General features: G+C 61.7%; 24 protein-coding genes and 1 tRNA gene. 15 read left to right on the forward strand and 10 right to left on the reverse strand.

Annotated elements, in window-relative coordinates:
• The first annotated feature begins 37 nt into the window (after window positions 1-37).
• Genes AK829_RS11770 through rlmB form a run of 4 tightly spaced genes read left to right on the forward strand, consistent with a single transcriptional unit; the run spans window position 38 to window position 3,956 of the window.
• The gene (locus AK829_RS11770; protein WP_052206164.1) at window positions 38-1,144 is read left to right on the forward strand and encodes an HNH endonuclease signature motif containing protein; all 1,107 of its coding nucleotides are present in this window, start codon (window positions 38-40) and stop codon (window positions 1,142-1,144) included.
• An 11-nt stretch (window positions 1,145-1,155) separates the two neighbouring features.
• Window positions 1,156-1,656 (forward strand): 2-C-methyl-D-erythritol 2,4-cyclodiphosphate synthase, encoded by a 501-nt coding sequence (gene ispF / locus AK829_RS11775; RefSeq protein ID WP_052206167.1) that lies wholly within the window; start codon window positions 1,156-1,158, stop codon window positions 1,654-1,656.
• A gap of 5 nt (window positions 1,657-1,661) precedes the next feature.
• A complete protein-coding gene (cysS, locus tag AK829_RS11780) occupies window positions 1,662-3,014 on the forward strand; it encodes a cysteine--tRNA ligase (RefSeq protein WP_052206168.1) in 1,353 nt (450 codons plus the stop codon).
• The gene (rlmB, locus tag AK829_RS11785; RefSeq protein ID WP_052206171.1) at window positions 3,015-3,956 is read left to right on the forward strand and encodes a 23S rRNA (guanosine(2251)-2'-O)-methyltransferase RlmB; all 942 of its coding nucleotides are present in this window, start codon (window positions 3,015-3,017) and stop codon (window positions 3,954-3,956) included.
• Here rlmB and AK829_RS11790 read toward each other — a convergent pair.
• Entirely contained in the window at window positions 3,919-4,704 is a 786-nt protein-coding gene (locus AK829_RS11790) for an alpha/beta hydrolase family esterase (protein ID WP_052206173.1), read from the reverse strand. The two genes, rlmB and AK829_RS11790, sit on opposite strands and share 38 nt — an antisense overlap.
• Here AK829_RS11790 and AK829_RS11795 point away from each other — a divergent pair.
• Entirely contained in the window at window positions 4,703-5,734 is a 1,032-nt protein-coding gene (locus AK829_RS11795) for a LacI family DNA-binding transcriptional regulator (RefSeq protein WP_052206174.1), read from the forward strand. The genes AK829_RS11790 and AK829_RS11795 overlap by 2 nt on opposite strands.
• A 21-nt stretch (window positions 5,735-5,755) precedes the next feature.
• On the opposite strand, the gene AK829_RS11800 is transcribed toward AK829_RS11795, so the two are convergent.
• The 3 genes from AK829_RS11800 to thrE are packed head-to-tail and all read right to left on the reverse strand — an operon-like array spanning window position 5,756 to window position 8,054.
• Entirely contained in the window at window positions 5,756-6,190 is a 435-nt protein-coding gene (locus AK829_RS11800) for an META domain-containing protein (protein WP_052206176.1), read from the reverse strand.
• A 2-nt stretch (window positions 6,191-6,192) separates the two neighbouring features.
• Window positions 6,193-6,600, reverse strand: coding sequence for a hypothetical protein (locus AK829_RS11805; protein ID WP_052206178.1), 408 nt, complete (start codon window positions 6,598-6,600; stop codon window positions 6,193-6,195).
• Complete coding sequence (gene thrE, locus AK829_RS11810) at window positions 6,600-8,054, reverse strand: threonine/serine exporter ThrE (protein WP_101735051.1); 1,455 nt, start codon at window positions 8,052-8,054, stop codon at window positions 6,600-6,602. The genes AK829_RS11805 and thrE overlap by 1 nt, the downstream gene beginning before the upstream one ends.
• A 68-nt stretch (window positions 8,055-8,122) precedes the next feature.
• On the opposite strand from thrE, the gene AK829_RS11815 reads away from it, so the two are divergent.
• The 3 genes from AK829_RS11815 to AK829_RS11825 all read left to right on the forward strand — a co-directional run bounded on the left by AK829_RS11815 (window position 8,123) and on the right by AK829_RS11825 (window position 10,531).
• Window positions 8,123-8,198: transfer RNA gene (locus tag AK829_RS11815), tRNA-Thr, on the forward strand.
• Window positions 8,199-8,422: 224 nt separating this feature from the next.
• Window positions 8,423-9,127, forward strand: a complete 705-nt coding sequence (locus AK829_RS11820; protein ID WP_052206543.1) for a response regulator transcription factor — start codon at window positions 8,423-8,425, stop codon at window positions 9,125-9,127.
• 18 nt (window positions 9,128-9,145) lie between these two features.
• Complete coding sequence (locus AK829_RS11825; protein WP_052206181.1) at window positions 9,146-10,531, forward strand: sensor histidine kinase; 1,386 nt, start codon at window positions 9,146-9,148, stop codon at window positions 10,529-10,531.
• A gap of 6 nt (window positions 10,532-10,537) precedes the next feature.
• Here the strand turns inward: AK829_RS11825 and AK829_RS11830 are convergent, their stop codons facing one another.
• Window positions 10,538-10,948 carry an HIT family protein gene (locus AK829_RS11830; RefSeq protein ID WP_052206183.1) on the reverse strand — a complete coding sequence of 137 codons (411 nt, stop codon included), beginning with the start codon at window positions 10,946-10,948 and terminating at the stop codon, window positions 10,538-10,540.
• Between the two features lie 31 nt (window positions 10,949-10,979).
• Here AK829_RS11830 and purD point away from each other — a divergent pair, with 31 nt between their 5' ends.
• Window positions 10,980-12,242 (forward strand): phosphoribosylamine--glycine ligase, encoded by a 1,263-nt coding sequence (gene purD / locus AK829_RS11835; RefSeq protein ID WP_052206185.1) that lies wholly within the window; start codon window positions 10,980-10,982, stop codon window positions 12,240-12,242.
• Window positions 12,239-13,672, forward strand: a complete 1,434-nt coding sequence (purB, locus tag AK829_RS11840) for an adenylosuccinate lyase (protein ID WP_269745050.1) — start codon at window positions 12,239-12,241, stop codon at window positions 13,670-13,672. Before purD ends, purB begins: the two co-directional genes overlap by 4 nt.
• A gap of 19 nt (window positions 13,673-13,691) precedes the next feature.
• On the opposite strand, the gene AK829_RS11845 is transcribed toward purB, so the two are convergent.
• Window positions 13,692-14,216, reverse strand: a complete 525-nt coding sequence (locus tag AK829_RS11845; protein ID WP_157045371.1) for a hypothetical protein — start codon at window positions 14,214-14,216, stop codon at window positions 13,692-13,694.
• Window positions 14,217-14,268: 52 nt separating this feature from the next.
• Between AK829_RS11845 and AK829_RS11850 the strand changes: the two genes are divergently transcribed.
• The 3 genes from AK829_RS11850 to AK829_RS11860 are packed head-to-tail and all read left to right on the forward strand — an operon-like array spanning window position 14,269 to window position 18,000.
• Window positions 14,269-15,159 (forward strand): phosphoribosylaminoimidazolesuccinocarboxamide synthase, encoded by an 891-nt coding sequence (locus AK829_RS11850; RefSeq protein WP_052206188.1) that lies wholly within the window; start codon window positions 14,269-14,271, stop codon window positions 15,157-15,159.
• Complete coding sequence (locus AK829_RS11855) at window positions 15,160-17,283, forward strand: S9 family peptidase (RefSeq protein WP_052206192.1); 2,124 nt, start codon at window positions 15,160-15,162, stop codon at window positions 17,281-17,283.
• A 42-nt stretch (window positions 17,284-17,325) separates the two neighbouring features.
• Window positions 17,326-18,000 (forward strand): DUF2334 domain-containing protein, encoded by a 675-nt coding sequence (locus AK829_RS11860; RefSeq protein WP_052206194.1) that lies wholly within the window; start codon window positions 17,326-17,328, stop codon window positions 17,998-18,000.
• Here AK829_RS11860 and AK829_RS11865 read toward each other — a convergent pair.
• The 4 genes from AK829_RS11865 to AK829_RS11880 all read right to left on the reverse strand — a co-directional run bounded on the left by AK829_RS11865 (window position 17,997) and on the right by AK829_RS11880 (window position 24,617).
• Entirely contained in the window at window positions 17,997-18,818 is an 822-nt protein-coding gene (locus AK829_RS11865; RefSeq protein ID WP_052206196.1) for a metal ABC transporter permease, read from the reverse strand. The two genes, AK829_RS11860 and AK829_RS11865, sit on opposite strands and share 4 nt — an antisense overlap.
• Window positions 18,815-19,492 (reverse strand): metal ABC transporter ATP-binding protein, encoded by a 678-nt coding sequence (locus AK829_RS11870; RefSeq protein WP_052206198.1) that lies wholly within the window; start codon window positions 19,490-19,492, stop codon window positions 18,815-18,817. The genes AK829_RS11865 and AK829_RS11870 overlap by 4 nt, the downstream gene beginning before the upstream one ends.
• 11 nt (window positions 19,493-19,503) lie before the next feature.
• Complete coding sequence (locus AK829_RS11875) at window positions 19,504-20,490, reverse strand: metal ABC transporter solute-binding protein, Zn/Mn family (RefSeq protein WP_083439866.1); 987 nt, start codon at window positions 20,488-20,490, stop codon at window positions 19,504-19,506.
• 296 nt (window positions 20,491-20,786) lie between these two features.
• Window positions 20,787-24,617: an ExeM/NucH family extracellular endonuclease gene (locus tag AK829_RS11880; RefSeq protein ID WP_052206201.1), complete on the reverse strand. Its 3,831-nt coding sequence runs from the start codon at window positions 24,615-24,617 to the stop codon at window positions 20,787-20,789.
• 265 nt (window positions 24,618-24,882) lie between these two features.
• On the opposite strand from AK829_RS11880, the gene purS reads away from it, so the two are divergent.
• Both purS and purQ read left to right on the forward strand, forming a co-directional pair.
• Complete coding sequence (gene purS / locus AK829_RS11885; protein WP_052206204.1) at window positions 24,883-25,113, forward strand: phosphoribosylformylglycinamidine synthase subunit PurS; 231 nt, start codon at window positions 24,883-24,885, stop codon at window positions 25,111-25,113.
• Window positions 25,110-25,790 (forward strand): phosphoribosylformylglycinamidine synthase subunit PurQ, encoded by a 681-nt coding sequence (purQ, locus tag AK829_RS11890; protein WP_052206206.1) that lies wholly within the window; start codon window positions 25,110-25,112, stop codon window positions 25,788-25,790. Before purS ends, purQ begins: the two co-directional genes overlap by 4 nt.
• Window positions 25,791-25,792: the final 2 nt, after the last annotated feature.

The following is a 25,792-nucleotide window of genomic DNA, read 5'->3' on the forward strand; positions in this document are numbered from 1 at the left end:
CTTGTAGAACGGCACTTTTGGTCAATATCTTTGGGGCATGAACTTTGAAAATGTGATCGAGGCCCTTTCGGGGGGCGCAATAGAAATGTTGGAAGGGTTTGACCGCGAAGCCGCGTTGGACGCCGGGATGTCGCAGACAACTGCGAATAATTGGAAGCTCGTGCATGACGCGTATTACGGTCCGACGACGTCGCCGTCGAAGCAACGACAGGCGCGGGAGAAGGCTCGTGTGCAGGGGGTGAGCCTGGACAAACTTATACACATTGAGAAAAAGCTCAAGCAGATTAAGAATAACCGGACGCGCAACAAGCTTCGGCTGACTATGCTCTCCGTGCGCGGTACGTACAAGGCTCTGCTCGCGCTGGTCAGGAAGATTCTGCCCAGTGTGGACAAGGCGCCGGAGAAGAAGATGACTATTTCGGCGTCGCGTCATGGTCGGCGTCGGGTGATGTTCTGGGCAGATGAGCGTGATGTCGCCGACTTGGAGCACGCGTTGTTGCAGAAGGTGGACCCAGATTTGCCTCTTGCGGAGCAATTACTTGAGCATTTCCTTGCGCTTATACGCAGCGGCGGGGGAGTGCCGCATGCTGTTCCGCGGCCGCAGTTGCTCATCCCGTTGCCAGAGTGGGTGCGCATTATCCGTGGCGAGGGCGATGACGTTGTGCTCGGGCTTACTGATGGCACCACCATGACCGGCGCCGACTTCCTCACCAGCCACACCGCCAACCGGGACAACGAATTGGAGGCGGTGGCCTTCCACCCGACGGAAGGCGCGGTGAACCAGTACCGTCTGGAGCGGTTCGCCAACGCGAAGCAGCGCGACATGGCGCGGGCCACGCAGCCGATCTGCACCAGCCCGGACTGCCGCCGTGGCGCGGACCAGTGCGAGATCCACCACATTGAAGCGTGGAAGAACGGTGGCGAGACCAACGTGAACAACTTGGCGCCGTTGTGCCGGTATCACAATCGCGTCAATGACGATGACGTGCATGTGGTTCGCCGTGGCCACATCGAGATGCGCGGCGGGGCACCGGTGTGGGTCTCTCCGCGCGGGTTCGCCCGGGCGAACACGCTGCACCCCTTCGGCGGGATGCGCTCCCTGTTCAACCATGACCCGGCGAAGGTGGTCGTCCACGCCAACTAGGATCGGGGGTCATGGAATCTTCCCAGACCCCGAACCCGCTTTCCGCCTTCCGCGTTGGTACTGCTTTTGATGCCCACCAGATCCAGCCGGGCAAGGACTGCTGGATCGCCGGCATTCTTCACGCTGATCAGGACGGCTGTGAGGGCCATTCTGATGGCGACGTTGTCAGCCACGCCATCGTGGACGCGGTGCTTTCGGCCGCAGGCTTGGGCGACCTTGGCTCGTTTGTTGGCGTCGGTCGTCCGGAGTATGACGGTGTGCGCGGTGTGCAGTTGTTGCAGGAGCTCAAGTTGCTTTGCGACGCCAAAGGCGTCACCATCATCAACGCCTCCGCCCAACTGATCGCGCAGACCCCCAAGATGTCGGCGGTGCGCGAGGAGTGCCAGCAGGTGTTGAGTGAGGCGTTGGGTGCGCCGGTGTCGGTTTCCGCGACCACTACGGACCACATGGGTTTTACTGGCTCCGGTGAGGGGCGCGCTGCGATTGCGACGGCGCTGGTCAAAGTAGGGTAAGAAACGTGCAACAAAAGATTTTTGACACTGCCACCAAAACGCTTCGAGATTTTGAGCCGCTCAAGCCCGGCCACGTCTCCATGTACGTGTGCGGAGCCACCCCGCAATCGGCCCCCCATATTGGGCATTTGCGCTCTAGTGTGGCGTTTGACATCGTGCGCCGCTGGTTTTTGGCCAACGGCTATGACGTGGCGTTTGTCCGCAACGTCACCGATATTGATGACAAGATTTTGAACAAAGCCGCCGAAAACAACCGGCCCTGGTGGGAGTGGGTGTCCACCTATGAGCGCGAGTTCACCCGCGCCTATAACGCGCTTGGCGTGATGCCGCCGAGTACGGAGCCGCGCGCCACCGGGCATGTGACGCAGATGGTCGATTACATGCAGCGCTTGATTGACAAGGGCTTTGCCTATGCCTCCAAGGGTTCGGTCTATTTCGACGTCAACGCCTGGGTCGAGGCTGGCGGGGACTACGGTTCGGTTTCCGGTAATAGGGTGGAGGATTTGAGGGGTGAGGGGGGCGTCGATAAGCAAAATGCCCTGGACTTCGCCCTGTGGAAAGCAGCCAAGCCGGGCGAGCCGCACTGGCCAACCCCCTGGGGCGACGGGCGGCCCGGCTGGCACTTGGAGTGCTCAGCGATGTCCACCTGGTACCTGGGTCCGGAGTTTGACATCCACGGCGGCGGGCTTGACCTGCAGTTCCCGCACCACGAGAACGAGCAGGCCCAGTCGCACGCGGCGGGCGATGGCTTTGCCAACTTCTGGATGCACAACCACTGGGTGACCATGGCAGGCGAGAAAATGTCCAAGTCTTTGGGCAACGTGCTCTCGCTGGACGCCATGCCGGTGCGCCCGGTGGAGCTGCGCTACTACCTGGGCTCCGCGCACTACCGCAGTGTGCTGGAGTATTCGCCGGAGGCGCTCCAGGAGGCGGCCGCGGGCTACAACCGCATTGAGGAGTTTGTGAAGCGAGCAGGCTACCCTGAGCCGACAACCTGGACCGATGCGTTTGAAGCCGCGATGTGCGATGATTTCGCGGTGCCGCGCGCGCTGGCGGAGATCCACAACACCGTGCGCGAAGGCAACAAAGCAAAAGACGCTGAGGCGGTCACCGCCGCGGCGGCGCAGGTGCGTGCGATGGCGGCAGTGCTGGGCATTGACCCAGGCCAGTGGCGTGAAGACGCTGCGGGTGACAGCACCAAGGCGCTCGACGTGCTGGTGGGCGCAGAGCTTGAGCGACGTGCAACGGCGCGCGCGAATAAGGACTGGGCCGAGGCGGACGCAGTGCGTGACAGGCTGGCAGCGGCTGGCATCGAGGTCACGGACACCCCCGAGGGACCGAAATGGGAGATGAAGTAAATGGCGAAACCGTACGGCCGCCCCGATAAGCAGAAGAAAAACAAGAAGGGCGCAACAAAAGGCTCTGGCGGGCAGATCCGCCGCGGGCTGCGCGGCAAAGGTGCCACGCCGAAGGCGGAGGACCGCGTGTACCACGCGGCGCACAAGCGGAAGTTGGAGCAGCAGCGTCGGAATCAGGGTCGTCACGAAAAGGAGCAGGCTGACCTGGTGGTTGGCCGCAACCCGGTGGTGGAGTGCCTGCACGCCAAGGTGCCTGCAGAGGCCCTCTACGTGGCGTTTGGCACCGGCCACGATGACCGTCTGAGCGAAGCTGTGACCTTGGCAAACTCCCGTGGCATCCCGGTGCATGAGGTGCCGCGCCAGCAGTTAGATGACATGACCGGCAACGGCATGCACCAGGGCGTGGGCCTGAAGATTCAGCCGTACAAGTATGCGGACGTCTTCGACCTGATCGCTAACGTGAAGGAGCGTGGCGAGACCGGCATGTTCGTCGTGCTCGACAACATCACGGACCCGCGCAACCTGGGTGCTGTGATTCGTTCCACGGCGGCGTTTGGTGGCCACGGTGTGGTGATCCCGGAGCGTCGCTCCGCGCAGGTCACGGGTGTTGCGTGGCGTACCTCTGCCGGTACTGCGGCGCGCCTTCCGGTGGCGCGTGAGACGAACCTGACGCGCACCATCAAGCAGTTCAAGGACAACGGCTACATGGTCGTGGGCCTTGACGCAGGCGGGGAGCACACCCTGGATACGTTCGACGGCGGCACGGACCCCGTGGTCATCGTGGTTGGCAGCGAGGGTAAGGGCATCTCGCGCCTGGTGCGTGAGAATTGTGACGTGATCATGTCCGTGCCTATGGCGCCGTGGGTTGAATCCCTCAACGCCTCCGTTGCCGCCGGCGTGGTGCTCAGTGAGTTTGCCCGGCAGCGTCGAGGAAACGCGTAAGCAGCTGCGCCCCGGTCACCTTGTCGGTCCCCGGTCCCAACCGAGGGTCTAGTTGCTTATCGACGGGCACGAGATGCCCCACCCCCGCCACCGACACCAACCTCACCGGCTGGGCGCCCGGGGCGTTCCAGGTGTCTTCCGTGTACCCGTCATGCTGTGTGTGGGTGTGCTGCGTTTCGGCACCGTTGTAGCGCGCCAGGCGCCTTGCGGAATCCATGGCGGACATTGTCTCCCCGCGATTCGCGTTGCCAATGCCAGACATACCGCCCTGGTAAGGCACGAGCGGGTCCTCGGTGCCCTGGACAATCAGCAGCGGGGTGGGGGTGAAGGGGGCGGAGAGTTCGATGACGTTGGCGTCGATAGGCAAAGAAGCCCCAAATAACGCTGCTGCCTCGAAGGTGATTGGTGACTCCCACAGAAGCCTGAGCACCATCTGCCCACCGTTGGAAAAACCGCAGGCGATAACCCGGTCGAAGCGGCCAGCCAGCGCGGTGAGAAAACCCACGTCATCGATGTTGTCGCGGCGGACACGCTCCTGAAACCCGACCCGAAGATCGTTGAAATGATGGTGGTAGCCATCCGGGTACACCACCGTCGGGCCGAGGCCCTCGAACTGGCGGTTAGTAAAGTTACGCACCACCGACGCCGACTGGCGCGAACCGTGCAAAAACATGATCGCCGTGCCCGGGTCGCCGTCGATTTGAATCCAAGTGCGCTCAAGCCCGCCGTAGTCCATGGAATGCCGCATGGCACGCGATACTATCGGCTGCATGCCGTCTCTTGCTTCACTGGCCGCAGAACTAGGCGTTTCACGCACCACAGTGTCCAACGCCTTCAACAACCCAGACCAGCTTTCAGAGGCGCTGCGCGAACGAATCCTGGCCGCCGCGAAAGCCCAAGGCTACGCAGGCCCCGACCCCATGGCGCGTTCCTTGCGCACCCAAAAGACTGGGGCCGTTGGGGTTGTGCTGACAGAAGAGCTCAGCTTCGCCTTCGAAGATCGCGCCTCTGTGGATTTCCTCGCCGGGTTGTCTTCCATCAAGAACTACTCGCTGACCCTGATCCCCGCGTGTGCGAGCGTGCACGATGCGATTGTGGACGGCATCGTGGTCTACTCCGTTCCCGAACACGACCCCCAGCTGCAGCAAGCCATCGCCCGCGGCCTGCCACTTGTTGTGTGTGACCAGCCGAAACAGGTCGACGCCCCGTTTGTTGGCATTGATGACTACACGGCGATCCAGTCCGCAGCCCATGCGCTGAAGGCTGCCGGGCACACGCGCGTGGGCATTTTGGCTAAGCGCATGTTCTCCACTCCGTTCAACGGGGAGGTTGCTGACGTTACTCTGGCAGACCTGGAGGTACAGCGCGCCCGCGTCGAAGGAGCACGCGCCGTGCTGGGCAACGTCCCCGTGGTCACCCGCCACCTCAACGACATTGACTCCGCCGCCGATGGTGCCCGCGAACTGCTCGCCCGCCACCCGGACCTCACCGCAGTGTTGTGCACCACGGATTCCATGGCGCTCGGCGTCCTCGCTGCCTACGGTGACCGCGTGCCCCATGATCTCTCAGTCACCGGGTTCGATGGCATTGAGGCAGCAGAGCTTCGCAGCTTATCGACGGTACGTCAACCCAACCACCTCAAAGGCACCACCACCGCCACCCTTCTCAGCGATCTCCTCGCAGGAGGTTCGCCGAGTTCTACTGGGATTTCTACCCGCGTGCTTCTGGACACCGAATTCGTCCCCGGCGCTACCATCACACCCCCACGCGCTGAGTGACCGAGCGTGAAAGACCCAGCGTTAGAGCTTGCGCAGGGTGATGATGGGGGCGTCCACAACGTCCGGGTCGACTTTCACTAGGGAGAGGCGGGAGTTGGGGTGGACGTTGACGTCGAAAAGCAAACCAGGCTCCAAAAGGGAAGCGAGCTGCTCGTGTGTGTAGAGGCGGCCGCCGATGCAGTCGACGTCGGTGCGTGGCCGCATGTCGATGCTATCGATGGTCAACTGCTCATCTTCCAGCGTGACCTGGGCGGTGACGAGAGCGCAGGGGGTGGTGCCGTGCACTGTGTTGCCGGACAGGGAGAAGTTGGCGGAGCCGTGGGCGTCCGGCGGCAGGTCACCCGGGACCGAAGGATCGGTGTAGACCGCAGTAACCTGCCAGATGTCCTCCTTGGCGCCGCATGCGCTCAGCGTGAGCGCCGCGGCAGCCGCAAGGGCGTAAAGCGCACGCGCCATGACTACTCAGTAGTCGTCGTCTTCTTTGCAGCCTTCTTGGCTGCCTTCTTCACCGTCTTCTTGGTGGTCTTCTTGGTCGCCTTCTTAGCGGCCTTCTTCGCAGTCTTCTTGGTGGTCTTCTTCGTCGTCTTCTTGGCGGACTTCTTCGCGGCCTTCTTTGCAGCCTTCTTCGTGGTCTTCTTGGCAGGTTTTGCTGCCTCGGCCTCGGCCGCTTCCGCTTCAAGCTGCTCTGCGTAGCGCTTGTACACAAAACCCTTCGGCTCCACGCCAAGCATGGACATGAGGGTCACGCCGTCGAAGAAGTCCTCCGCGTAGGTGGCCACGATCCGACGTGCGCCTGCTGCGGTCTGCTCCTCCATCTCAAGAACAGCATCGGGTGCGGGTCGCGAGTCCGTGATCTTCGGTGGCACTAGGGATTCCTCCTTGGACGTTTACGAGATACTCCGGCCATGCTACCGAAGGTCATCCGCCCAACGCGCTTCAGTGCACGATATGGCAGATAAGTTTGCGGTGCGCGCAGCCTGCGGGCGATCCATTCGCCGAAGACTACACCGCCGGCCAGAGCCATGCAGGTGGCGATTGCCATGAAGATGTTAGTCAGGCCGACAACCATTTGCTCGTTCATCACCGCGTACATGCCGCGGTAGATGCCTGAGCCCGGCAAGAATGGGGTCACACCGGCAACCGCGGTGATCACCGGGCTGATCAGGTAGCGGCGAGCAATCAAACCGCCGGCGAGGCCGATGACGATGGCGCAGGCAGTGGTTGCAATGAAACGCCCAGTGCCAAGCGGCAGCAGGAACAGGTAGTACATTGCGGAACCTGCGCCCGCGGTGAGGAATGACAAAAATACCGCGGGTTTTTCCGCGAAGCAGGTCACGGCAAACGCGCCGGCTGCCGTGGCGCCACCGAGGATGCGCCACACCACGGAATCCAAAGACGGCTTGCCCAGCATCGTCTCAATTGGCGGCAGGCTCACGCCCACCAGATTTGAAAAGTAGAGCCCCATGGCCACGCCGGCGACAATGCCCCCGGTGAAAAGGACTGTTTGGAAGAAGCGGGCGGAGGCGGTGACGGGGGAGCCCGTTATGCCGTCGAGAAGCGACTGCACCAGCGTCAAACCAGCAAGCAACACCACGATGCCCGAGGCGATGACCTGGCTGGGCACGATGGTGTGGCCGATGTGCGCCGAGAAGTCATAAAACACCGCCGCGGGGATGGTGGCTAGGAAGCCGCCGATGACGCAGTGGAAGAAGTATGGCAGCGAGTTTCTGGACAGGATTTTGTTGAACCCCATGATCAGAAACGCGGTGATGCCGCCGATCAGTGACATCAGCCAGTCGCCGCCAAGCAGGATGGCAACGGCCGCGCCCATGACAAACCAGCCAGCGAGGAAGCGGGTGTTGCGGTATGGGATGGGCGAGTGATCAATGTCGTCCAAGATCTTCTCGGCCATCTCGGGCCGCGTCGCGCCGGCACGGATGGAGCGGATTAGCCGGTCAGCTTCCTGCAGCTTGTGGTAGTTCTCACTCATCATGGTCACCACACGGAAGACGGTGACCGGGGTTCGCTTCTCCTTACCGACGATCACCGTATTCATCGTGATCGTATTCACCGTAATATCCACGTGGCAGTAGTGAAGGCCATACGAGGAGGTCACGGTACGGATCTGGGCAATCGCGTCCGAGGACGTCGTGCCGTTTGCAATCAGAATCTCCCCGATGCGGGCCGCGATAGTCATCACAGCAGCGACCTGCGTCGGATCCGTCAGGACGACAGGTGCCAGCACACTCGGCGGCGGAGAAGTTCGTGCAGCGTCAATTGTGGCCACGCGTTGCCGCGAGCCGCGCAGCATGTCCCACATTGATTTCACCCGTCAAACCCTAGCCGATGTAACAATTTCCGGTTTCGTTCTGTAGGCTGTCTCCCATTGCTGGAGTGGCGCAATCGGTAGCGCAACGGTCTTGTAAACCGTAGGTTGCGAGTTCAAGTCTCGTCTCCAGCTCCATTTCTTTTTTTGGGGCGGGTGTGTTTGGGGTGGGGTCGTTGGGGGTGCTGGGGGTTGAGCACTCCAACTGAACATCGCGGAACTTCCTGTTGCGCATGCAGTAAACGTTCAGGAAACGTACAGTCTGTGGGTGTTAGATATCTGTGAGATACGCGTTTGAGCAGTTACCCAAACAAAACCCAAACGCGAACCCAAGCAGAAACAAAGAGGAGATGACCCCACACATGGCTGAGAATCCGGCTGTAAAGGTGCTTGTTGTTGATGATGAGCCGAACATTGTTGAGCTTTTGACTGTGTCCCTGAAATTTCAGGGCTTTGAGGTTGAGAGTGTGACGTCAGGTCAGGAGGCGCTTGAGTTGGCGCGTTCCTTTAAGCCGGATGCGTACATCCTGGACGTGATGATGCCGGGGATGGATGGCTTCGAGCTCTTGACCACACTGCGCGCTGAGGGGTTGGATGCGCCGGTGCTATTCCTCACCGCGAAGGACGCCGTGGAGGATCGTATCCACGGCCTGACCATTGGTGCGGATGACTATGTGACCAAGCCGTTCTCCTTGGAGGAGGTTATTACTCGCCTGCGTGTGATTTTGCGTCGCGGAAACGTGATGGAGGATGAGAAGGGCGACGGCACCCTGCGTTATGCGGACCTGACGCTCAACGATGAGACGCATGAGGTGACCAAGGCGGGCAAGATCGTGGATCTTTCCCCGACTGAATTCAACTTGCTGCGCTACCTCATGCTGAATGCGGAGGTTGTGGTGTCCAAGGCGAAGATTTTGGACAACGTGTGGCACTACGACTTCGGTGGCGATGGCAATGTGGTGGAGTCGTATATTTCGTACTTGCGTCGCAAAGTAGACCAAGGCGAACAGCAGCTGATCCACACCGTGCGTGGTGTGGGCTACGTGCTGCGCACCCCGCGCCAGTAACACGCCACGACGCAATCAATGATTCTTTCCAAGTCTTACGGCCAAAACACTCCGCTTCAGAAGAAGCTGGTGACGGTGGTTGTGGCCGTGTCCTTGCTGGCGATGCTGCTCAGCTTTGTCACGGTCTACCTGCTGATGCGTTCGCTGCTGTACCAGCGTGCGGACGATCAGCTCGAAGACGGTTTGGATACCTGGGTCGGCCAAACCGCATGGCTGCCGTCCTATGGCGCGCCGAGTGATTTCCACCAGGGGATGCTGTTTCCTGGCTACACACATTTGTGGGAGCCGGCCTATAGTGCGACGCCGCCGGACTACACGCAGCTGCGCAGCTTCAACAAGGGGCAGACCATTGGCTCCCAAGACGGCGCAGACTTCAACCGGCAATGGCGTGCCATGAAACGCCAGGAGCCGGACGGCACTGTGAAGTTCGTGGCCAAGAAGTTGGACCAGGAGCGCAGAACGCTGACAGCGCTTGCAATTGCTGAGACCGCGATTGGTGCGTTGGCCATGTTGGGCATTGTCTATGTGGCTCGCAGCCAGGTGGATCGGGCGCTGAAGCCGTTGCGGGTGGTCGAATCCACCGCACTGGCGATTGCAGCAGGCGAGCAGTCACGCCGCGTCCCCCGCTGGTCCCGTGAGACTGAGGTTGGCAAGCTCTCTTACGCCATGAACACCATGGTGTCGCAGCTGCAGGAATCCGTGAAGGAAGCAGAAGCGAAAGAGGAGCAGATGCGCCGCTTCGTCGGTGATGCGTCGCATGAGCTGCGCACCCCGCTGACCAGCGTGCGCGGGTTCGCAGAGCTGTACAACAAGGGTATGGCGCCGGACGCGGACATGGTGATCCGCAAGATCGACGAGGAATCCGCCCGCATGCAGCTGCTGGTGGAAGACCTGTTGGCGCTCACCCGCGCAGAGGGAGCGCGCCTGAACAAGCGTGAGGTGGACATGCTGGAGCTGACCGCCTCGGTGGCAAGCTCGCTGGGCGCGGCGTTTCCGGATCGTGTGCTGCGTATCAACCACGATTGCAGCCGCCCGCCCGTGGTCAACGGCGATCCGGACCGTCTCTACCAGGTGTTGACCAACCTGATCACCAACGCGTTTAAGCACGCCGGCCCAGACGCAGAAGTCACCGTGACGCTCAGGGAGTACCTGGACCGGGTGTCTATAGATATTGCAGACAACGGCATCGGCATGGATCCGAAGGATGCAGCTCACATCTTTGACCGCTTCTACCGCGCGGACACCTCGCGCACCCGCGGCACCGGCGGCGGCTCAGGTCTGGGCCTTGCCATTACCAAGTCACTGATAGAGCAGCACGACGGCACGATCAGCGTGAAAACCGCGCCGGGCGAGGGTTCAACGTTTACTATTTCGCTGCCAATGCCAGCTGCTAAGCCGGCCTAAGACTGCCTAAGCCTGCTTAGCAATTGCCTGCCTCAGTGCTTCGGCAACCTCGTCCATCTTGGCGGGGTCCGTGGTGTCTGCGGCCATGACGTTAGCGAGGTTGTAGCCGCTCATGTCATTGGCGGGGAAGACGTGGATGTGGGTGTGGGGGACCTCAAAGCCGGCAATCAGGTAGCCAGCGCGCTCACTGCCGCATACTTCGAGGACGGCTTGGCCGACTTTCTGCGCGACGTCGTTAAGGTGAGCCCAAACCTCCGGGGAGAGGTCGGTCCACTTATCCACCTCTTCAACCGGCACGACCAGCGTGTGGCCGTACGCAATCGGCTCGATGGTGAGGAAGGCGACGACGGTCTCGTCGCGGTAAACAAAGCGGCCGGGAATCTCGCCGGCAATGATCTTGCTGAATACGGTGCTCATGCTTGCCCAAGCTACCTGTAAATTTGTCTGTATGCGCATCCTTGTCATCGGTTCGGGCGGCCGTGAACACGCCCTGCTTGCAGGTTTAGCCAAAGACAGTTCCGTTGAACTTACTGTCGCGCCGGGCAACGCCGGGATGGCGTCTTTAGCCACGGTTCGTGACGTTGACGTGAAAAACCCAGAGGACATCGTGGCGTTGGCGAAAGAGATCAACGCTGAATTGGTAGTTATCGGTCCAGAGATCCCGCTGGTTGCCGGGGCGGTAGACGCTCTGGTGGCGGCGGGAATTCCTGCCTTTGGGCCGACGAAACAGGCGGCTCAGCTTGAGGGGTCGAAGGCGTTTGCAAAGGACGTCATGGCGGCGGCTGGTGTGCGTACTGCGCAGGCGCGTCGTGTGACGGTGGAGGATGAGATTGATGCCGCGCTTGATGCGTTTGGCGCGCCTTACGTGGTTAAGGACGATGGTCTTGCTGGTGGCAAGGGCGTTGTGGTGACGCATGATCGCGAGGAGGCGAAGGCCCACGCGCAGGCGGTGATTGGCGCGGGCAACCCGGTGCTGATGGAGTCTTTCTTGGACGGCCCGGAGGTCAGTCTGTTCTGCCTGGTGGATGGTGAGACGGTTGTGCCGCTTCTGCCTGCGCAGGATCATAAGCGTGCTTATGACAACGATGAAGGCCCGAATACCGGTGGCATGGGCGCGTACTGCCCGCTGCCGTGGCTGCCGGAAGGCGGGGTGGAGCGCATCGTTGATGAGGTTGCTAAGCCGGTTGCGGCCGAGATGGTCAAGCGCGGCATCCCGTATAGCGGCCTGCTTTATGTGGGTGCGGCGTGGGGTGCCGAGGGGCCGTCGGTAGTGGAGTTCAATGCTCGTTTCGGTGATCCGGAGACCCAGCCGGTGCTCAGCTTGCTGGAGACCCCGTTGTTGGAGCCGCTTTGGGCAGTTGCTTGTGGACGTCTGCGTGAACTCCCATCCCTGCAATGGAAGCCCGGCTACGCCGCGACTGTGGTGTTGGCGGCGCAGGGCTACCCGGCGCAGCCGAAAACTGGCGGCGTGATCACTGGCGAGGGCCTGGATGACCCAACCCGCGTGCTGCACGCAGGTACCGGCAGGGATGCTGACGGCCAGCTGGTGGCCACGGGTGGTCGCGTGCTCAACGCCCTAGGCCAGGGCGAGACGCTTGAGGCCGCTGTTGCCAACGCCTACGAGGTTATTGACGCGATCAACCTGGATGGTGCGCATTACCGTCGTGACATTGCTCGTCCCGCTATTGATGGAAGGATCACCCTAAAGTGAGTGCCGTGAAACCGAATAACGCCAATGTTTTGAGTAACCGCTACGCCTCGCCGGAAATGGCGACGCTGTGGGCGCCTGAGCACAAGATCATTCTGGAGCGTCAGCTGTGGATTGCTGTGCTTCGCGCGCAGGAAGCTTTGGGTGTGGAGGTCGCCGAGGGTGCGATCGAGGCGTATGAGCGCGTGATTGACCAGGTGGATCTGGATTCCATTGCGGCTCGTGAGAAGATCACCCGCCATGACGTGAAGGCGCGTATTGAGGAGTTCAATGCGCTGGCCGGTTTCGAGGAGATCCACAAGGGGATGACCTCGCGCGATCTGACGGAGAACGTGGAGCAGCTGCAGCTGTACCGCTCACTGGAGCTGACGCGTGATAAGGCGGTGGCGCTGCTGAAGGCAGTGGGCAACCGTGCAGGCGAGTACAAGTCGTTGGTTATGGCTGGCCGTTCCCATAACGTGGCGGCGCAAGCCACGACGCTGGGCAAGCGCTTCGCGTCCGCGGCTGATGAGATTCTGGTGGCCATTGAGCGCATTGAGGAGCTTCTGGGCCGCTACGCCCTGCGTGGCATTAAGGGCCCGATGGGTACCGCCCAGGACATGCTGGATCTTTTGGGTGGGGATGAGGCGAAGCTGGCCCAGCTTGAGCAGGGCATTGCTGAGGGTTTGGGCTTTGAGCGTGTCTTTGATTCGGTGGGCCAGGTCTACCCGCGTTCCTTGGACTTTGACGTGGTCTCTGCGCTGGTGCAGTTGGGCGCTGGACCGTCGAGCCTGGCCACCACGATCCGCCTGATGGCCGGCAATGAGACGGTAACCGAGGGCTTCAAGGAAGGCCAGGTTGGTTCTTCCGCGATGCCGCACAAGATGAACGCCCGTTCCTGCGAGCGTGTTGGTGGTTTCCAGGTGATCCTGCGCGGATACCTCACCATGGTGGCTGACTTGGCTGGCCAGCAGTGGAATGAGGGCGACGTGTTCTGCTCCGTGGTGCGCCGCGTGGCGCTGCCGGATGCCTTCTTTGCCATCGACGGCCAGTTGGAGACCATGCTCACCGTGCTCGATGAGTTCGGCGCATTCCCGGCGATGATTGGCCGCGAGCTGGACCGCTACCTGCCGTTCCTAGCAACCACCCGCATCCTGATGGCCAGTGTCCGCGCGGGCGTTGGCCGCGAGACCGCCCACGAGGTCATCAAGGAAAACGCGGTTGCTATGGCGCTGGATATGCGTGAGCGTGGCGCGGAGCAGAACTTGGTGGAGCGCCTGGCTAAGGACGAGCGTCTGCCGCTGACTCAGGAGGACCTGGAGGCGGCGCTGGCGGACCGCCACGCATTCATCGGCGCGGCGGAGTCCCAGGTGGATCGCGTGTTGGCGCGTATCCAGCAGGTTGTGGACGCCCACCCGGAGGCCGCCGAGTACCACCCGGGCGACATCCTGTAGCCGCAAGCTACTCCGGCAGTTACTCCCAGGTCACCGTCTGCGTCGCCGTGCGCAGGCGGACTCCGGTCGCTGGAATGCCGTATAGGCCGTCCCAGCTGGCCACATAAAACTCAAACGGGGTGCCCACCTCTAGCTCGCCGGTGTAGCCGTGGGGTGGGGTTTGGGGGCCGCAGATGGAGGCGTCGTCAAGATAGTTCGCCTCTAGGTCACCAGCCACGGCGCTAAATTCCGGCACTGCCACCGTGACGTCCACTGGGTAGTCGCCGATTTCCTGAGGCGTCATGGTCACCGCAAAGCACAACACCTCGGGGAAGGTGGGGGTTGCGGCTTTGAGCTTTGGCTTTGCGACGTCCACGTTCCACACCACCGGCACCCCATAGCGCACATCACGCGTGACCACCTCGACGCTTTTGCCGAAGGAGCGAGTTTGGGTTTCTGCCCCCGTCTCCCCGATGGATTCGGCATATGGGGGAGGGGGTGTGCAGGAGGTTAGCGTGAGCGTCGATAAGCAAAAGGCTCCAACCGCCCACCTGCGCAATCTCATGAGCGGGAGCCTACCACCGTGAAAACCTGCCCAAGGGCATACACTGTGACGCATGCCCGCAGATCTTTCTGATTACAAGCATATTTCTGGCGGTAAAGTACGCGAGATCTATGAAGTAGATGACCAAACGCTACTGATGGTGGCGTCTGACCGCATTTCAGCCTTTGACTTTTCGCTGGAGCCAGCGATCCCGGACAAGGGACGCATCCTTACAGCCACGTCGATGTTCTTCTTTGACCTGCTTGAAGGCGTGCCGAACCACCTGGTTGGTGGCGTGGAGGACCCCCGCATCCCGGAGAGTGTTCTGGGGCGCGCGATGGTGGTGAAGAAGCTGGACATGGTGCCCTTCGAGTGCGTGGCCCGCGGCTTTCTCACCGGCTCCGGCAAAAAGGAATACGACGCCCGCGGCAAGGTGTGCGGCGTTGCCCTGCCGGAGGGTTTGGTTGAGGCCTCAAAGCTGCCGGAGCCGATTTTCACCCCCGCAACCAAGGCGGAGCAGGGTGACCACGACGAGAACGTTACCTTCGAGTACATGGCCAACAAGCTGGGAGCGGAGCTTGCAGAGAAGCTTCGTGATCTGACGCTGCAGGTCTACACCACCGCCGCCGAGCACGCGGCGGAGCACGGCATCATCCTGGCGGACACCAAGCTGGAGTTCGGCCTAGACGCGGACGGCACGATTGTCTTGGCCGATGAGGTGCTGACCCCGGATTCCTCGCGCTACTGGCCCGCTGATTCCTACGAAGTGGGTAAGGTGCAGCCGAGCTTTGACAAGCAGTATGTGCGCAACTGGCTGACCGGCCCGAAGGCGGACTGGGACCCGGCTAGTGGTGTGCAGCCGCCGGAGCTGCCGGGTTCTGTGGTTGAGGCAACCCGGGATCGCTACATTGAGGCCTATGAGCGCCTCAGCGGGAAGCGTTTCGCGGATTGGCCGGGGGCGTAAATGGCTGATTCCCAGGCACGGCTCCAACCACCACATGCTGCGAAGCAGCCGTACACGCGCACCTTCCACGGCCGCGAGTTTGTAGATAACTACGAGTGGCTGCGTGAGAAGGAAAACCCGGAAGTCATCGCGCATCTGGAGGCGGAAAACGCCTACACGGAGGCGATGACCGCGAACTTGGCTCCGCTGACTGAGAAGGTCTACGAGGAGATCAAGTCGCGGGTGAAGGAAACGGATATGTCCGTGCCGCGTCGTCAAGGAGACTGGTGGTACTACGGCCGCACGGTGGAGGGCAAAAGCTACGGCATTTCCTGCCGGGTGCCGGTTGAGGGTGATCCGTGGACCCCGCCCGAGGTCACCGATGACATGCCAGGCGAGCAGGTGCTGCTGGACAGCAACGAGCTTGCGGAAGGCCACGAGTTTTTCGCGCTTGGCGCGTCCTCGGTGTCTACCAGCGGCAGGTTTTTGGCCTACTCCGTGGACACGGAGGGTGATGAGCGTTTCACGCTGCGCATCAAAAACCTTGACACGGGCGAGCTTTTAGAAGACCAGCTGGAGAACGTCTTTTACGGCGCGACCTGGGCGGGCGAGGACTACCTGTTCTACATCCGCATGGATGACGCGTGGCGTCCGTACCAGGTGTGGCGCCACCATGTGGGCAGTACCGAAGATGACGTGCTGGTCTACCAGGAAGACGATGAACGCTTTGCCGTTGGCGTGGGTGCGGATCGTGCGGAGCGCTACCTGTTTATCGCGGCGTCGTCCTCGTTGACCACGGAGTACCGTGCGGTGCCGATTGCAGATCCGACTAGCACCCCGCAGGTGTTGTGGCCGCGCGAGTCCGGTGTTGAGTACAGCGTGAATTTCGCCGAAATCGCTGGCCAGGAGCACTGGGTGGTCACCCACAACGCGCACGGCCCGAATTTCTGCGTGGCCCTGGTTCCTACAGGGGAGCTTCCCAAGCTTGTCGACGCCCACGTGATCACCCCACACCGCGACACCATCCGCATCGAAGGCGTGGACACCTACCGCGATTTCGCGTTTATGGAGTACCGCCGCGGCGGCATCTCACGCCTGGCCGTGGCGCCGCTGGGGGAGAGCTTCGGCGAGTTCAAGGAGCTGGAGTTCAGTGAGGAGCTCTACACCGTGGGGCTGTCCGGCAACCCGGAGTGGGACGCACCCGTGGTGCGCGTGATCTACACCTCGTACACCCAGCCTTCGCAGCTTCTGGACTACGAGGTGGCCACCGGTAAGTTCACCCTGCTCAAAGAGCAGGAGGTTGAGGGCGGCTACAACGCGGATGACTATGAGGCGTTTCGCGTGTGGGCGCAGGCTCCGGATGGGGCGCAGGTGCCGGTGTCGGTGGTGCGTCGTAAAGCCGCAAGCTCTGATGCCGCACCGCTGTTGCTGTACGGGTATGGCTCCTACGAAGCCTCCATGGACCCCGGGTTCTCCATCGCGCGACTGAGTCTGTTGGACCGCGGCATGATCTGGGCGTGCGCGCACGTGCGCGGCGGCGGCGAAATGGGCCGTCAGTGGTACGACAACGGCAAAATGCTGCACAAGACCAACACGTTCACAGACTTCATTGCGTGTGCGGACAAGATGGTTGAGCTGGGCTTAACCACGCACGAGCAGATGGTTGCTGAGGGCGGTTCCGCAGGCGGCCTGCTCATGGGTGCGGTGGCCAACCTGGCCCCGGAGAAATTCGCAGGCATCCAGGCGATCGTGCCGTTCGTGGACCCGCTGACGTCCATTCTGAAGCCCGAGCTGCCGCTGACGGTTGGGGAGTGGGAAGAGTGGGGCGACCCGTACCACGACCCTGAGGTGTACGACTACATGGCGACGTACGCTCCCTATGAGAACATCCGGGATGTTCAGTACCCGCCGATTCTTGCGGTGACCAGTCTGAATGACACCCGCGTGCTGTACGTCGAGCCCGCCAAGTGGGTAGCGAAACTGCGCGAAGTCGGCCGCGGCGGGCCGTTCCTGCTGAAAACGGAGATGTCCGCCGGCCACGGTGGTGTGTCCGGGCGCTACGCAAAGTGGAAGCAGACCGCGTTTGAGTACGCATGGATGCTGGTGACCGCGGGTGCGGTGGATGCGAGTGATCTGGCTAGCTGAGATAGCGAGCGCAAGTGTGAAACCTGTGCGAGACTAGTGCCTATGTCTGGCCGTCTGCTTGTTTCTGTCTCTTCGATTTTTAGCGAAACACTCGACGGCGTCCGCACCCTCGTTGACAATCTCGACCATGCGGACATCCCCGTCTCCCTGCTGGTTGCCCCGCATATCGACGCAAAATGGCACCTCGCCAAAGACACCACCACCCGCACCTGGCTCAAAGAGCAAATGGGCACCCGCGCGGTGCTGCTCAACGGGTTCGATCAGGCGGTGCAGGGTAGGCGCGCGGAGTTTGCCACGTTGCCGGAGCATGAGGCGCGGTTGCGTCTCAAAGGGGCAACGCGGCAAATGGAATCCCTGGGTTTTGCCTTTGACATGTTTGCGCCCCCGCGCTGGCAGATGTCTGAGGGCACTCTGGCCGTGCTGCCGGATTTCGGCTTCGGCTTGGCGGCTTCTACCGCCGGGATCCACCAGCTGCGCACCGGCGAGTTCACGCAGTGCCGCAACCTGTCCCTAGGCGAAGGCTTTGGCGCGGCGAAGTGGTGGCGACGCAACATCATGAAAGCCGCCGTGCGCGGCGCGGAGCGCGGCAACACGATCAGGCTTTCGGTTTCGGGTCGTGAGCTAGGGGAGAAGAAAGTCTGCCGCGACTTCGTGGCTGCCGCTCGCGCGGCAGTGAGCGCAGGTAGCGTGCCTGCGGACTACCGCGCGTACCTTTAGCGCGCTCTGATTCGCGAGTCCTTCATTCGCGCAATAACCCGGCACACCAAGTAAATGCCGAACGAGATGAACGCCACGAATACACTCACCGGCACGCCCGGGGCGAGCGAAAGGACCATGCCGCCAACCGCAGCAGCCTCCGCAAACAGGATGGACAGCCACACCGCACGCACCGGGTTGGCGGTGACTTGGGCGGCGGCCGCGCCGGGTGTGATCAGCAGCGACATAACCAGCAGCGCACCGACAATCTGCACCGACTGCGCGGAAGCGATACCCACCAGCACCGCGAACATCAGCGCCATGGTGCGCACGCGCACGCCGGAAGCAGCGGCCATCTCCGGGTCGGCGGATGCGAACAACAAAGGCCGCCACAGTGCGGCTACAGCGATGATGACCAGCGCCGTGGTTGCCGCCAGCAGCCACAAGTCCTGTCCCGTGACACCGACGATCTGGCCCGTAAGCAGGGCAAGTGCCCGGTTGGCGTTGCCGGGGTAGAGATGAATAAACAGCACAGATAAGCCCATGCCGAAACTCATGACCACACCCACGGCTGAGTCTTGCTGGCCCTTCAAACCCAGCGCTGCCAGGACGAGGGCCGCAACGATTGCCCCCACAATCGCACCCGCCCCCACGTTGATGCCAACCAGCAGTGCGGCAGAGGCACCCATCAGCGCCAGCTCACTGGTGGCATGCACCGAAAACGACATCTGGCGAAGCACAATGAGCGGCGCCATTACCCCAGAGAGCAACCCCAGCAGCGCACACGCAACCAATGTCGCCTGGACAAAATCCAGTTGCAGTAGCTCTAGCGTGGTCACAGGACCACCAGCTTTCCGCCGACTTCGGCAACGTCGACGTGGGTGCCGTAGAGCTCGCTAAGCACGGAGGAGCGCATGACCTCGCCAACCTCACCAATCACATGCCCCTCAGGCCCGAGATATAAGACGCGATCCACTACGCCCAACACCGGGTTAATCGAGTGGGTCACGCACACCACGGCAGCGCCCGATGCGACAAACCTGTCTACGGCTTCCCGCTGTTTGGAGGGGTCGAGGGAGAGCAGGGGTTCGTCGGCAAGCAAAAGCTCCGGATCCTGCGCAAACGCCTGTGCCTGACGGATCAGCTGCTGCTGGCCGCCCGAAAGGGTGCCCACGCGCTGATCCGCGAACGAGGCGGCGCCGACGCGGTCAAGCAGCGCATCAACCCGCGCGCGCTCAGCACGGCCGCGGTGATTCACCGCAAGCGAAACCAAATCACGCCCACGCATAGGCAAATCGCGAGGAAACATCCGCTGCTGCGGAATCAACCCCACCCGGCCATTGGTTTCAACCGAGCCGTGCGTGAGCTTGCGCGTGCCCAAAATCGTGCCCAACAGCGTGGATTTGCCCACGCCATTAGGCCCGAGCACCGCGAGGAACTCACCGCGGTCGAGCTCAAAATCCAGGCCGTGCCACAACGGGTCGACGGCAGCGTCAGTGAATCGAAGGATCACGGAAAAGCAGCCTAATTGTTAAAGCGCGGAAGCTCCGTGTCCGGGCGAGGCTCAGCCGCATTCACGATCGACTCAATCTCATGAACTACCTGTTCAAAGTAGTCCAGGAAGTTCATGCCCTCCGGCGGGGTCTCGCGTATCTCAACAATCGGCAGGTTGTTGTCCTTCGCAGCCTGCGCCAGGCGATCCGTAGCGCTGTTGGTGCTCTGCGGATTCACCACGAGGAAGTCGAGAAAGCCACTCTCAATCAGCGCAAGCGTCTCCGCGACGGCGGAAGCAGACGGCTCTACCTCATTCAGCGTTGCCAAAAGGTAGGACTCCGGGGTGATGTCGTGCAGCTCAGTACCCCAGATCAGCGGCGCGGCAATCGGCTCGGTCATGGCCAGGTGGACGTGCTTGAAGGAATCCAGACGCTGCTGAATCGCGTCCATGCGCGCGACCACGTCTTCCGCGGAGCCGCCGGTACGGTCAGCTACCTGCGTTGCCACGTCCTTGACTTTGCTGGTGGCGAACCACACGTGCTCCAGCTCGTCCATGGACTCAGGGATGGTATCGATCCAGCCGTGCTCGTGGTCGTGGCCCTCGTGGTCGTGGCCTTCGTGATCATGATCGTGACCGTGATCGTGCTCATGATCATTGTCGTGCTCGTCGTGCGCGTGCGGCGGCACCGCGAAGATCACGCGATCTTGCTCGGCTACGCGGTAGATCGCCTGGTCGTAGTGGCCGCCGTTGGCAACCACAAGGTTCGCAGCCTTGACGCGCGCGAGGTCCTTCGCTGCGGGCTCGAAGTGGTGGGGGTCGATGGAGGCGTCGCTGATAATGGCCGCAACCTCGCTACCCGTCACCGCAGCCGCGACATCGGCCCAGACATTGGTGGTGGCAATGATGTCTGCCGCGTTATCACTTTGGCTTTCAGAGGAGCAGCTGCTTACCGACGCCCCAACCAACGCCACCGCCGCCACAACCGCCAAACCGGGAATCATTTTCGTTTTGTGCATGCGAGCGATTAAACCACTACTGAAAACGGGTTTCAATTGAAGGGTAGTTTTGCGGGCACTTGAGGCGGTGTGCGGGATGGGGTGTGTTCGCGGCCTGACGGATAGGTGCACCTTTTTGGGCTGCGGCAACACGTTGCCAAACCGGTGATATCTGCCACAGCTGGCCGGCAATTGCCGGGTTCAGGTGTTTCGGACTGCCGCGAGCTGCTCCAGGCTGGCCCTGCTCTTAGCAGACAAAAAATGTCGTCTAGCAGTCACATGGAGCGCTAGACGACAAATGTAATTACCGGGAGGGATTACTTGGAGGACCCGCCGTCAGTGGAGCAAGCCGCAGCGATCGTAGCGATTGCCGCAACCGCAGCCGCTGTTACCGCCACACCGCCAGCGATCTGTAGGTCTTGCTTGCTGATCGGAAGCGGATCGATCGTGCTGCTGATCTGCTCCTTAACCGGTGCCAGCGCCGGGATATCCATGGCGGCCGCCAGTCCTAGCGGGATCAAAGCCAACAGCGGCAGGGATACACCAAGCGCAGCCGGCAAGCAGCGCTTATTGCTATCTTCGCTCGGCGTCGTCGGGGTGAGGCCGTCCTTACCGTCGGCGCCTTTGACCTTGCCCAGGTTTTGGATCGTGCCGTCGGTGTAGGTCAGGATCAGCTCACCGTTTTCGTTGACTTCTGCGTTGGTTACGCCGCGGCCGTCCTTGCCGTCCTTGCCATCAGCGCCGTCTTGACCGTCAGCACCGTTGGCGCCGTCTTCACCATCCTGGCCGTTGGCGCCGTCCTTACCTGGCTGGCCCGGCTGGCCCGGCTGGCCAGGTTCGCCGTCCTCGCCGTCCTTGGCGTCCTGGGTAACCTTGCCCAGATTTTCGGAGGTGCCGTCGGTGTAGGAGACGACCAAGTCGCCCTCGTCGTTGATCTCGAAGGATGTGACGCCGCGGCCGTCCTTGCCGTCTACGCCGTTCTGGCCTGCGGCGCCGGTGTCACCCTTCTCGCCCTTCTCGCCCTTCGGGCCCTGCTCGCCGTCCTTGCCGTCGACACCGTCTTTGCCGTTGGTGCCGTCTTTCCCGTCCTGGCCGTCAACGCCATTCTTGCCATCTTGACCGTCTACGCCGTCCTTGCCATCTTGACCGTCTACGCCGTCCTTGCCATCTTGACCGTCTACGCCGTCTTTGCCATTAGCGCCGTCTTGGCCTGCGGCGCCGGTGTCGCCCTTATCGCCCTTGTCGCCCTGGTCGCCCTTATTGCCCTTGTCACCCTGGTCGCCCTTCGGGCCCTGCTCGCCGGTGACGTTGCCAAGGTTCTCGGTCTCGCCGTTGTCGTAGGTGACTACGAGGTTGCCGTCCTGAATCTCGGCCTTCACGATGTAGCGCGCCTTCGGCTTGACGTTCACCACAACATCAACGGTCTCAGAGCTGCCGTCTGGGTAGGTCACCGTGATCACGCCAGTCTGGTTGTCGCCAGCGGTGTTGGTGTCCACCGGCGTGGTCCACTTGAAGGTCGTTCCCTCGGGAAGTTGGTCGGTGTTGGTGATGGCGGTTGGGGCGTCGGTAAGCGAATCGCCCTGTGCAACCGTGATTTCCTGGACCTGGGGATCGTGCTTGTCGGCGTCGGACTCGGACGAAGGAGCTGCCTCGCCGAAGCCGACCTTCACCGGGTCATGGTCGGAGGAGCGGAATGGGTTGCCGTAGCCGTACAGTGGGTCGTCGCCGTCGCCGAAGAAGTCCTGGACGTTGTAGAGGCGGCGGGAGTACTCGAACGAGTTCGACTCATCGCCGTTAATGTTCCACACCGCAGAGTCCTTGATCAGCTTCTGCGCTGCCTCGTTAGCAAGGATGTGGTCAAGGGAACCCAGCTGGCCGCTGAATTGGTAGGACGCCTGGTCGAAGTCGCGCTCGGACTCCACGATGCTGAAGCCGCCCTGTTCGAAGACACCGATGGCGTCTTCCTTGGAGTATGCGTTGAAGTCGCCAACCAGGAACGTCGGAAGCGTAGCCCACTGGGACTGCTCGTTGAGCTTGCGAAGCAGCGCCTCGGACTGCTGTGCGCGCAGGCGTGCGTTGTTGCCCTGGCCATCACCGGTGTCTTCGTCGCCCTTGGCAACGGAGCCCTTGGATTTGAAGTGGTTGACCACGGCCACGAAGTTGTCGTCCTCATCGTTGCCGAGGGTGTTGAACTCCTGGGCGAGCGGCTGGCGGGCGGTGCGGGTGAACGCGGAGTCGTCGAAAATGATCGACTCACCAACCGGCTCCACCTTCGCCGGCTGGTAGATGAACGCGACGCGGATCACGTCCTCATCGGTGCCGAGCTTCTGCGGGGACTTCACCAGATCCCACTTGTTCGGCTGCTTCTCATTCAGCGCGTCCACAAGGTTCTGCAGCGCCTCGTCGCGCTTCGACTTATTGCCGGTCACGCTGTAGGTGTTTTCGATCTCAGAGAGGCCAAGCACGTCAGTGTCCAGCTTGTTAATTGCGGAAACAATTTTCGCCTGCTGATCCTGGAACGCCTTCTGGGAGAACGCGCCGCGGACCTTGCAACGGTTCGTCGCGATCGGAGTGCCGTAAATGTCGTTGTAGGCCTTGCAGCCCTTCTCGTCTTCACCCAGGCTGCTGAAGTAGTTCAGCACGTTGAAGAAGCCGATGGAGTAGTCGCCCTCAACAGTGTCCGGCATGTCGTAGGAGGACTTGCGGGAATCCTCCCACGTGATCGGCAGCTCCTCTGCCGCATTCTTGCCGGTGATCGGCTGCAGCGGCTGGAATCGCCACTTGTCAAAGGAGTAATCCACAACAACGTCAGTTTGGAACTGCACCTGGTCGCCCGTGCGGATGGATTTGATGCCGTTGTCAGACGTCAAGATGTACGGCAGGGGGGTGTTCTTGTCGGTGCGGAAGTAGTCGCGGGTTCGGCCGTCGTCAAGCGTGACAAGCTCCAAATCCTGCTGCTGCTGCAAGGTGGTTGCGGGTGCACCCGGCGCAACCACATCCGTCGGGGTGCGGTGGGCGCGCTCACCCGGCGCAAGGCCCAGGTCACCGGTGGAATTGAGGGTGTAGTTGTTGGTCACCGTGTAGGCGCCGGTCGGGCGGACCAGCATGCCCTCGTACGGCTCGCGGGCATCGTCGCCGGCCGGCAGGGTGTCGATCGCGGTTGCCTTCGGCGCCTCAAGCGCCTCGCTGAGCTTTTCAATCGCGGAGAGCGTGAGCTGGGTCTGCTTGTAGTACTCGCTGACCTTGCCGGTAACGCGTATCGACGCCCCACGCTCCGGAAAACTCTGACCACCACCCACATAGACGAAAATGCCGTCAGACGCATCGCCCGGATTCTTCGCAGCACCGCCGCTACCTGCGGTTTGGAGGAAGAAGCCGTTCTTGCCGCCCTCGTCATACACAGCCGTGACGACGCCCTCCGTTGTCACCGTCTGCCCCTCCAGCGGGGAAGCGGCGCCGGTGCCCTGGATCTCTGCGATCGGGGTGATCTCGCCGGGTTGCGGCTGCGGAGTGCCCGGGTTCTCCGGGTTTTCGGGCTGCGGGTTTTCGGGCTGCGGAGCTGCTTCATTGCCTGAGTTCTGCGGGGTCGGCTCAGCCACGATGAAGTCCGCCGCGTTGTTGTCTGTGTCCACGCCTACCTGCGCGCGCTGGACGGACTCGGAGTTGCTCGTGCTTGCGGCAGAGGTGCCCTCTGGCTTGCTCGCACCGCCCCAACCGACTCGGTCAACTTCGCCGCTCGGGCTGGTTAGGACGGCAATTGCACCCTTGGCGCCGAAGTTGAACTCTGCAACCTGGTCAGGTGTAGGCAGGCCTGCACCCTTATCCGGAGTGCCCTGTCCCTGAATAAGGAAAAAGCCACCGGCGGGGACAATGCCCTTCAAGGAGACTTGTGCGCCCCTGTTGCCTTTGGCGGACTGCTGGTCCAGCTTCCAACCGGTCAGATCGATGTCCTGGTCGGTCGGGTTGTACAGCTCAACAAAGTCGTGGCTGTACTTCGAGCCGGAGTTGCCGCCGCCGCCGTAGACCTCATTGATGACAACGTTGGAGCCGTCTGGAGCTGCAAGAGCAGTTGGCGTGACGACGGATACGGTACCTGCTGCCAGCGCAATCGCGAATGCTGCGCTCAGGCTTCTGCGTGGAAAAGACATGGAGACCTCTTCGGGAAACTGAACAAATGGTGTGCAATAGCAAGATCAAACTAGCGGCGGCACTCAGTTTCCGCTTGGTGAGATGACAGGCTTTTCCAAGAATTCAGGGGTTGTTCACTTTGGCGCCACGTTCATTTTGCGTAGCAGGGTTTTTGCGCTGGTCAACGTACGTTCGAAGGCGTGTGGCCTCGTCGGATATACTGGTGCGCGTCCTTGTAAGAAAGGCGTTTAAGGCGTCCAACCTCCCTCAACACGAAGGATTCTCATGGCACGAGTCGTCGTCAATGTCATGCCCAAGACTGAAATTCTGGACCCGCAGGGCCAAGCAGTGCTGCGCGCACTGGGCCGTATCGGGGTGGAGGGCGTCGCTGACGTCCGCCAGGGCAAGCGGTTCGAAATCGAGGTAGATGATTCCGTAACCGATGAACAGCTTCGCCACATGGCTGAAACCCTGCTGACTAACACTGTGATCGAGGACTTCGAGGTTGTGCGATGAGCGCAACTATCGGAGTCATTACTTTTCCAGGCACGCTGGATGACGTCGATGCGCTGCGTGCCGTCCGCCTTGCCGGCGCTACGCCGAAGCAGTTGTGGCACGCGGATGATTCCCTCGACGGCATCGACGCGGTGGTCGTCCCCGGCGGCTTCTCCTACGGTGACTACCTGCGCACCGGCGCGATTGCTGCGCAGGCGCCGATGATGCAGGCCGTGATCGACGCTGCGAAGCGCGGCATGCCGGTGCTGGGTATTTGCAACGGTTTCCAGATCCTCACCGAGGCTGGCCTGCTGCCGGGCGCGTTGACCCGCAACCAGGGCCTGAACTTCCACTGCGTTGACACCTACCTTGAGGTAGCGAACGCGGATACCGCTTGGACCAGCAAGTTTGAGCAGGGGGACAAGATCCTCGTTCCTGCAAAGCATGGTGAGGGCCGCTTCCAGGCGCAGCCGGAAACCATTGAGGCGCTGGAGAAGGAAGGCCGCGTGGTCTTCCGCTACACCGATAACTTCAACGGCTCGATCAACGCGATCGCGGGCGTGACCAATGAGACCGGCCGCGTCGTCGGCCTCATGCCGCACCCGGAGCACGCCATCGAAGCCTTGACCGGCCCCTCCACTGACGGGCTGGGCCTGTTCCATTCCGCCATCGACGCGATTTCGAAGATTGGAGCGTAAGA

Source organism: Corynebacterium riegelii, from assembly GCF_001263755.1.
GTDB classification, from domain to species: Bacteria; Actinomycetota; Actinomycetes; order Mycobacteriales; family Mycobacteriaceae; genus Corynebacterium; species Corynebacterium riegelii.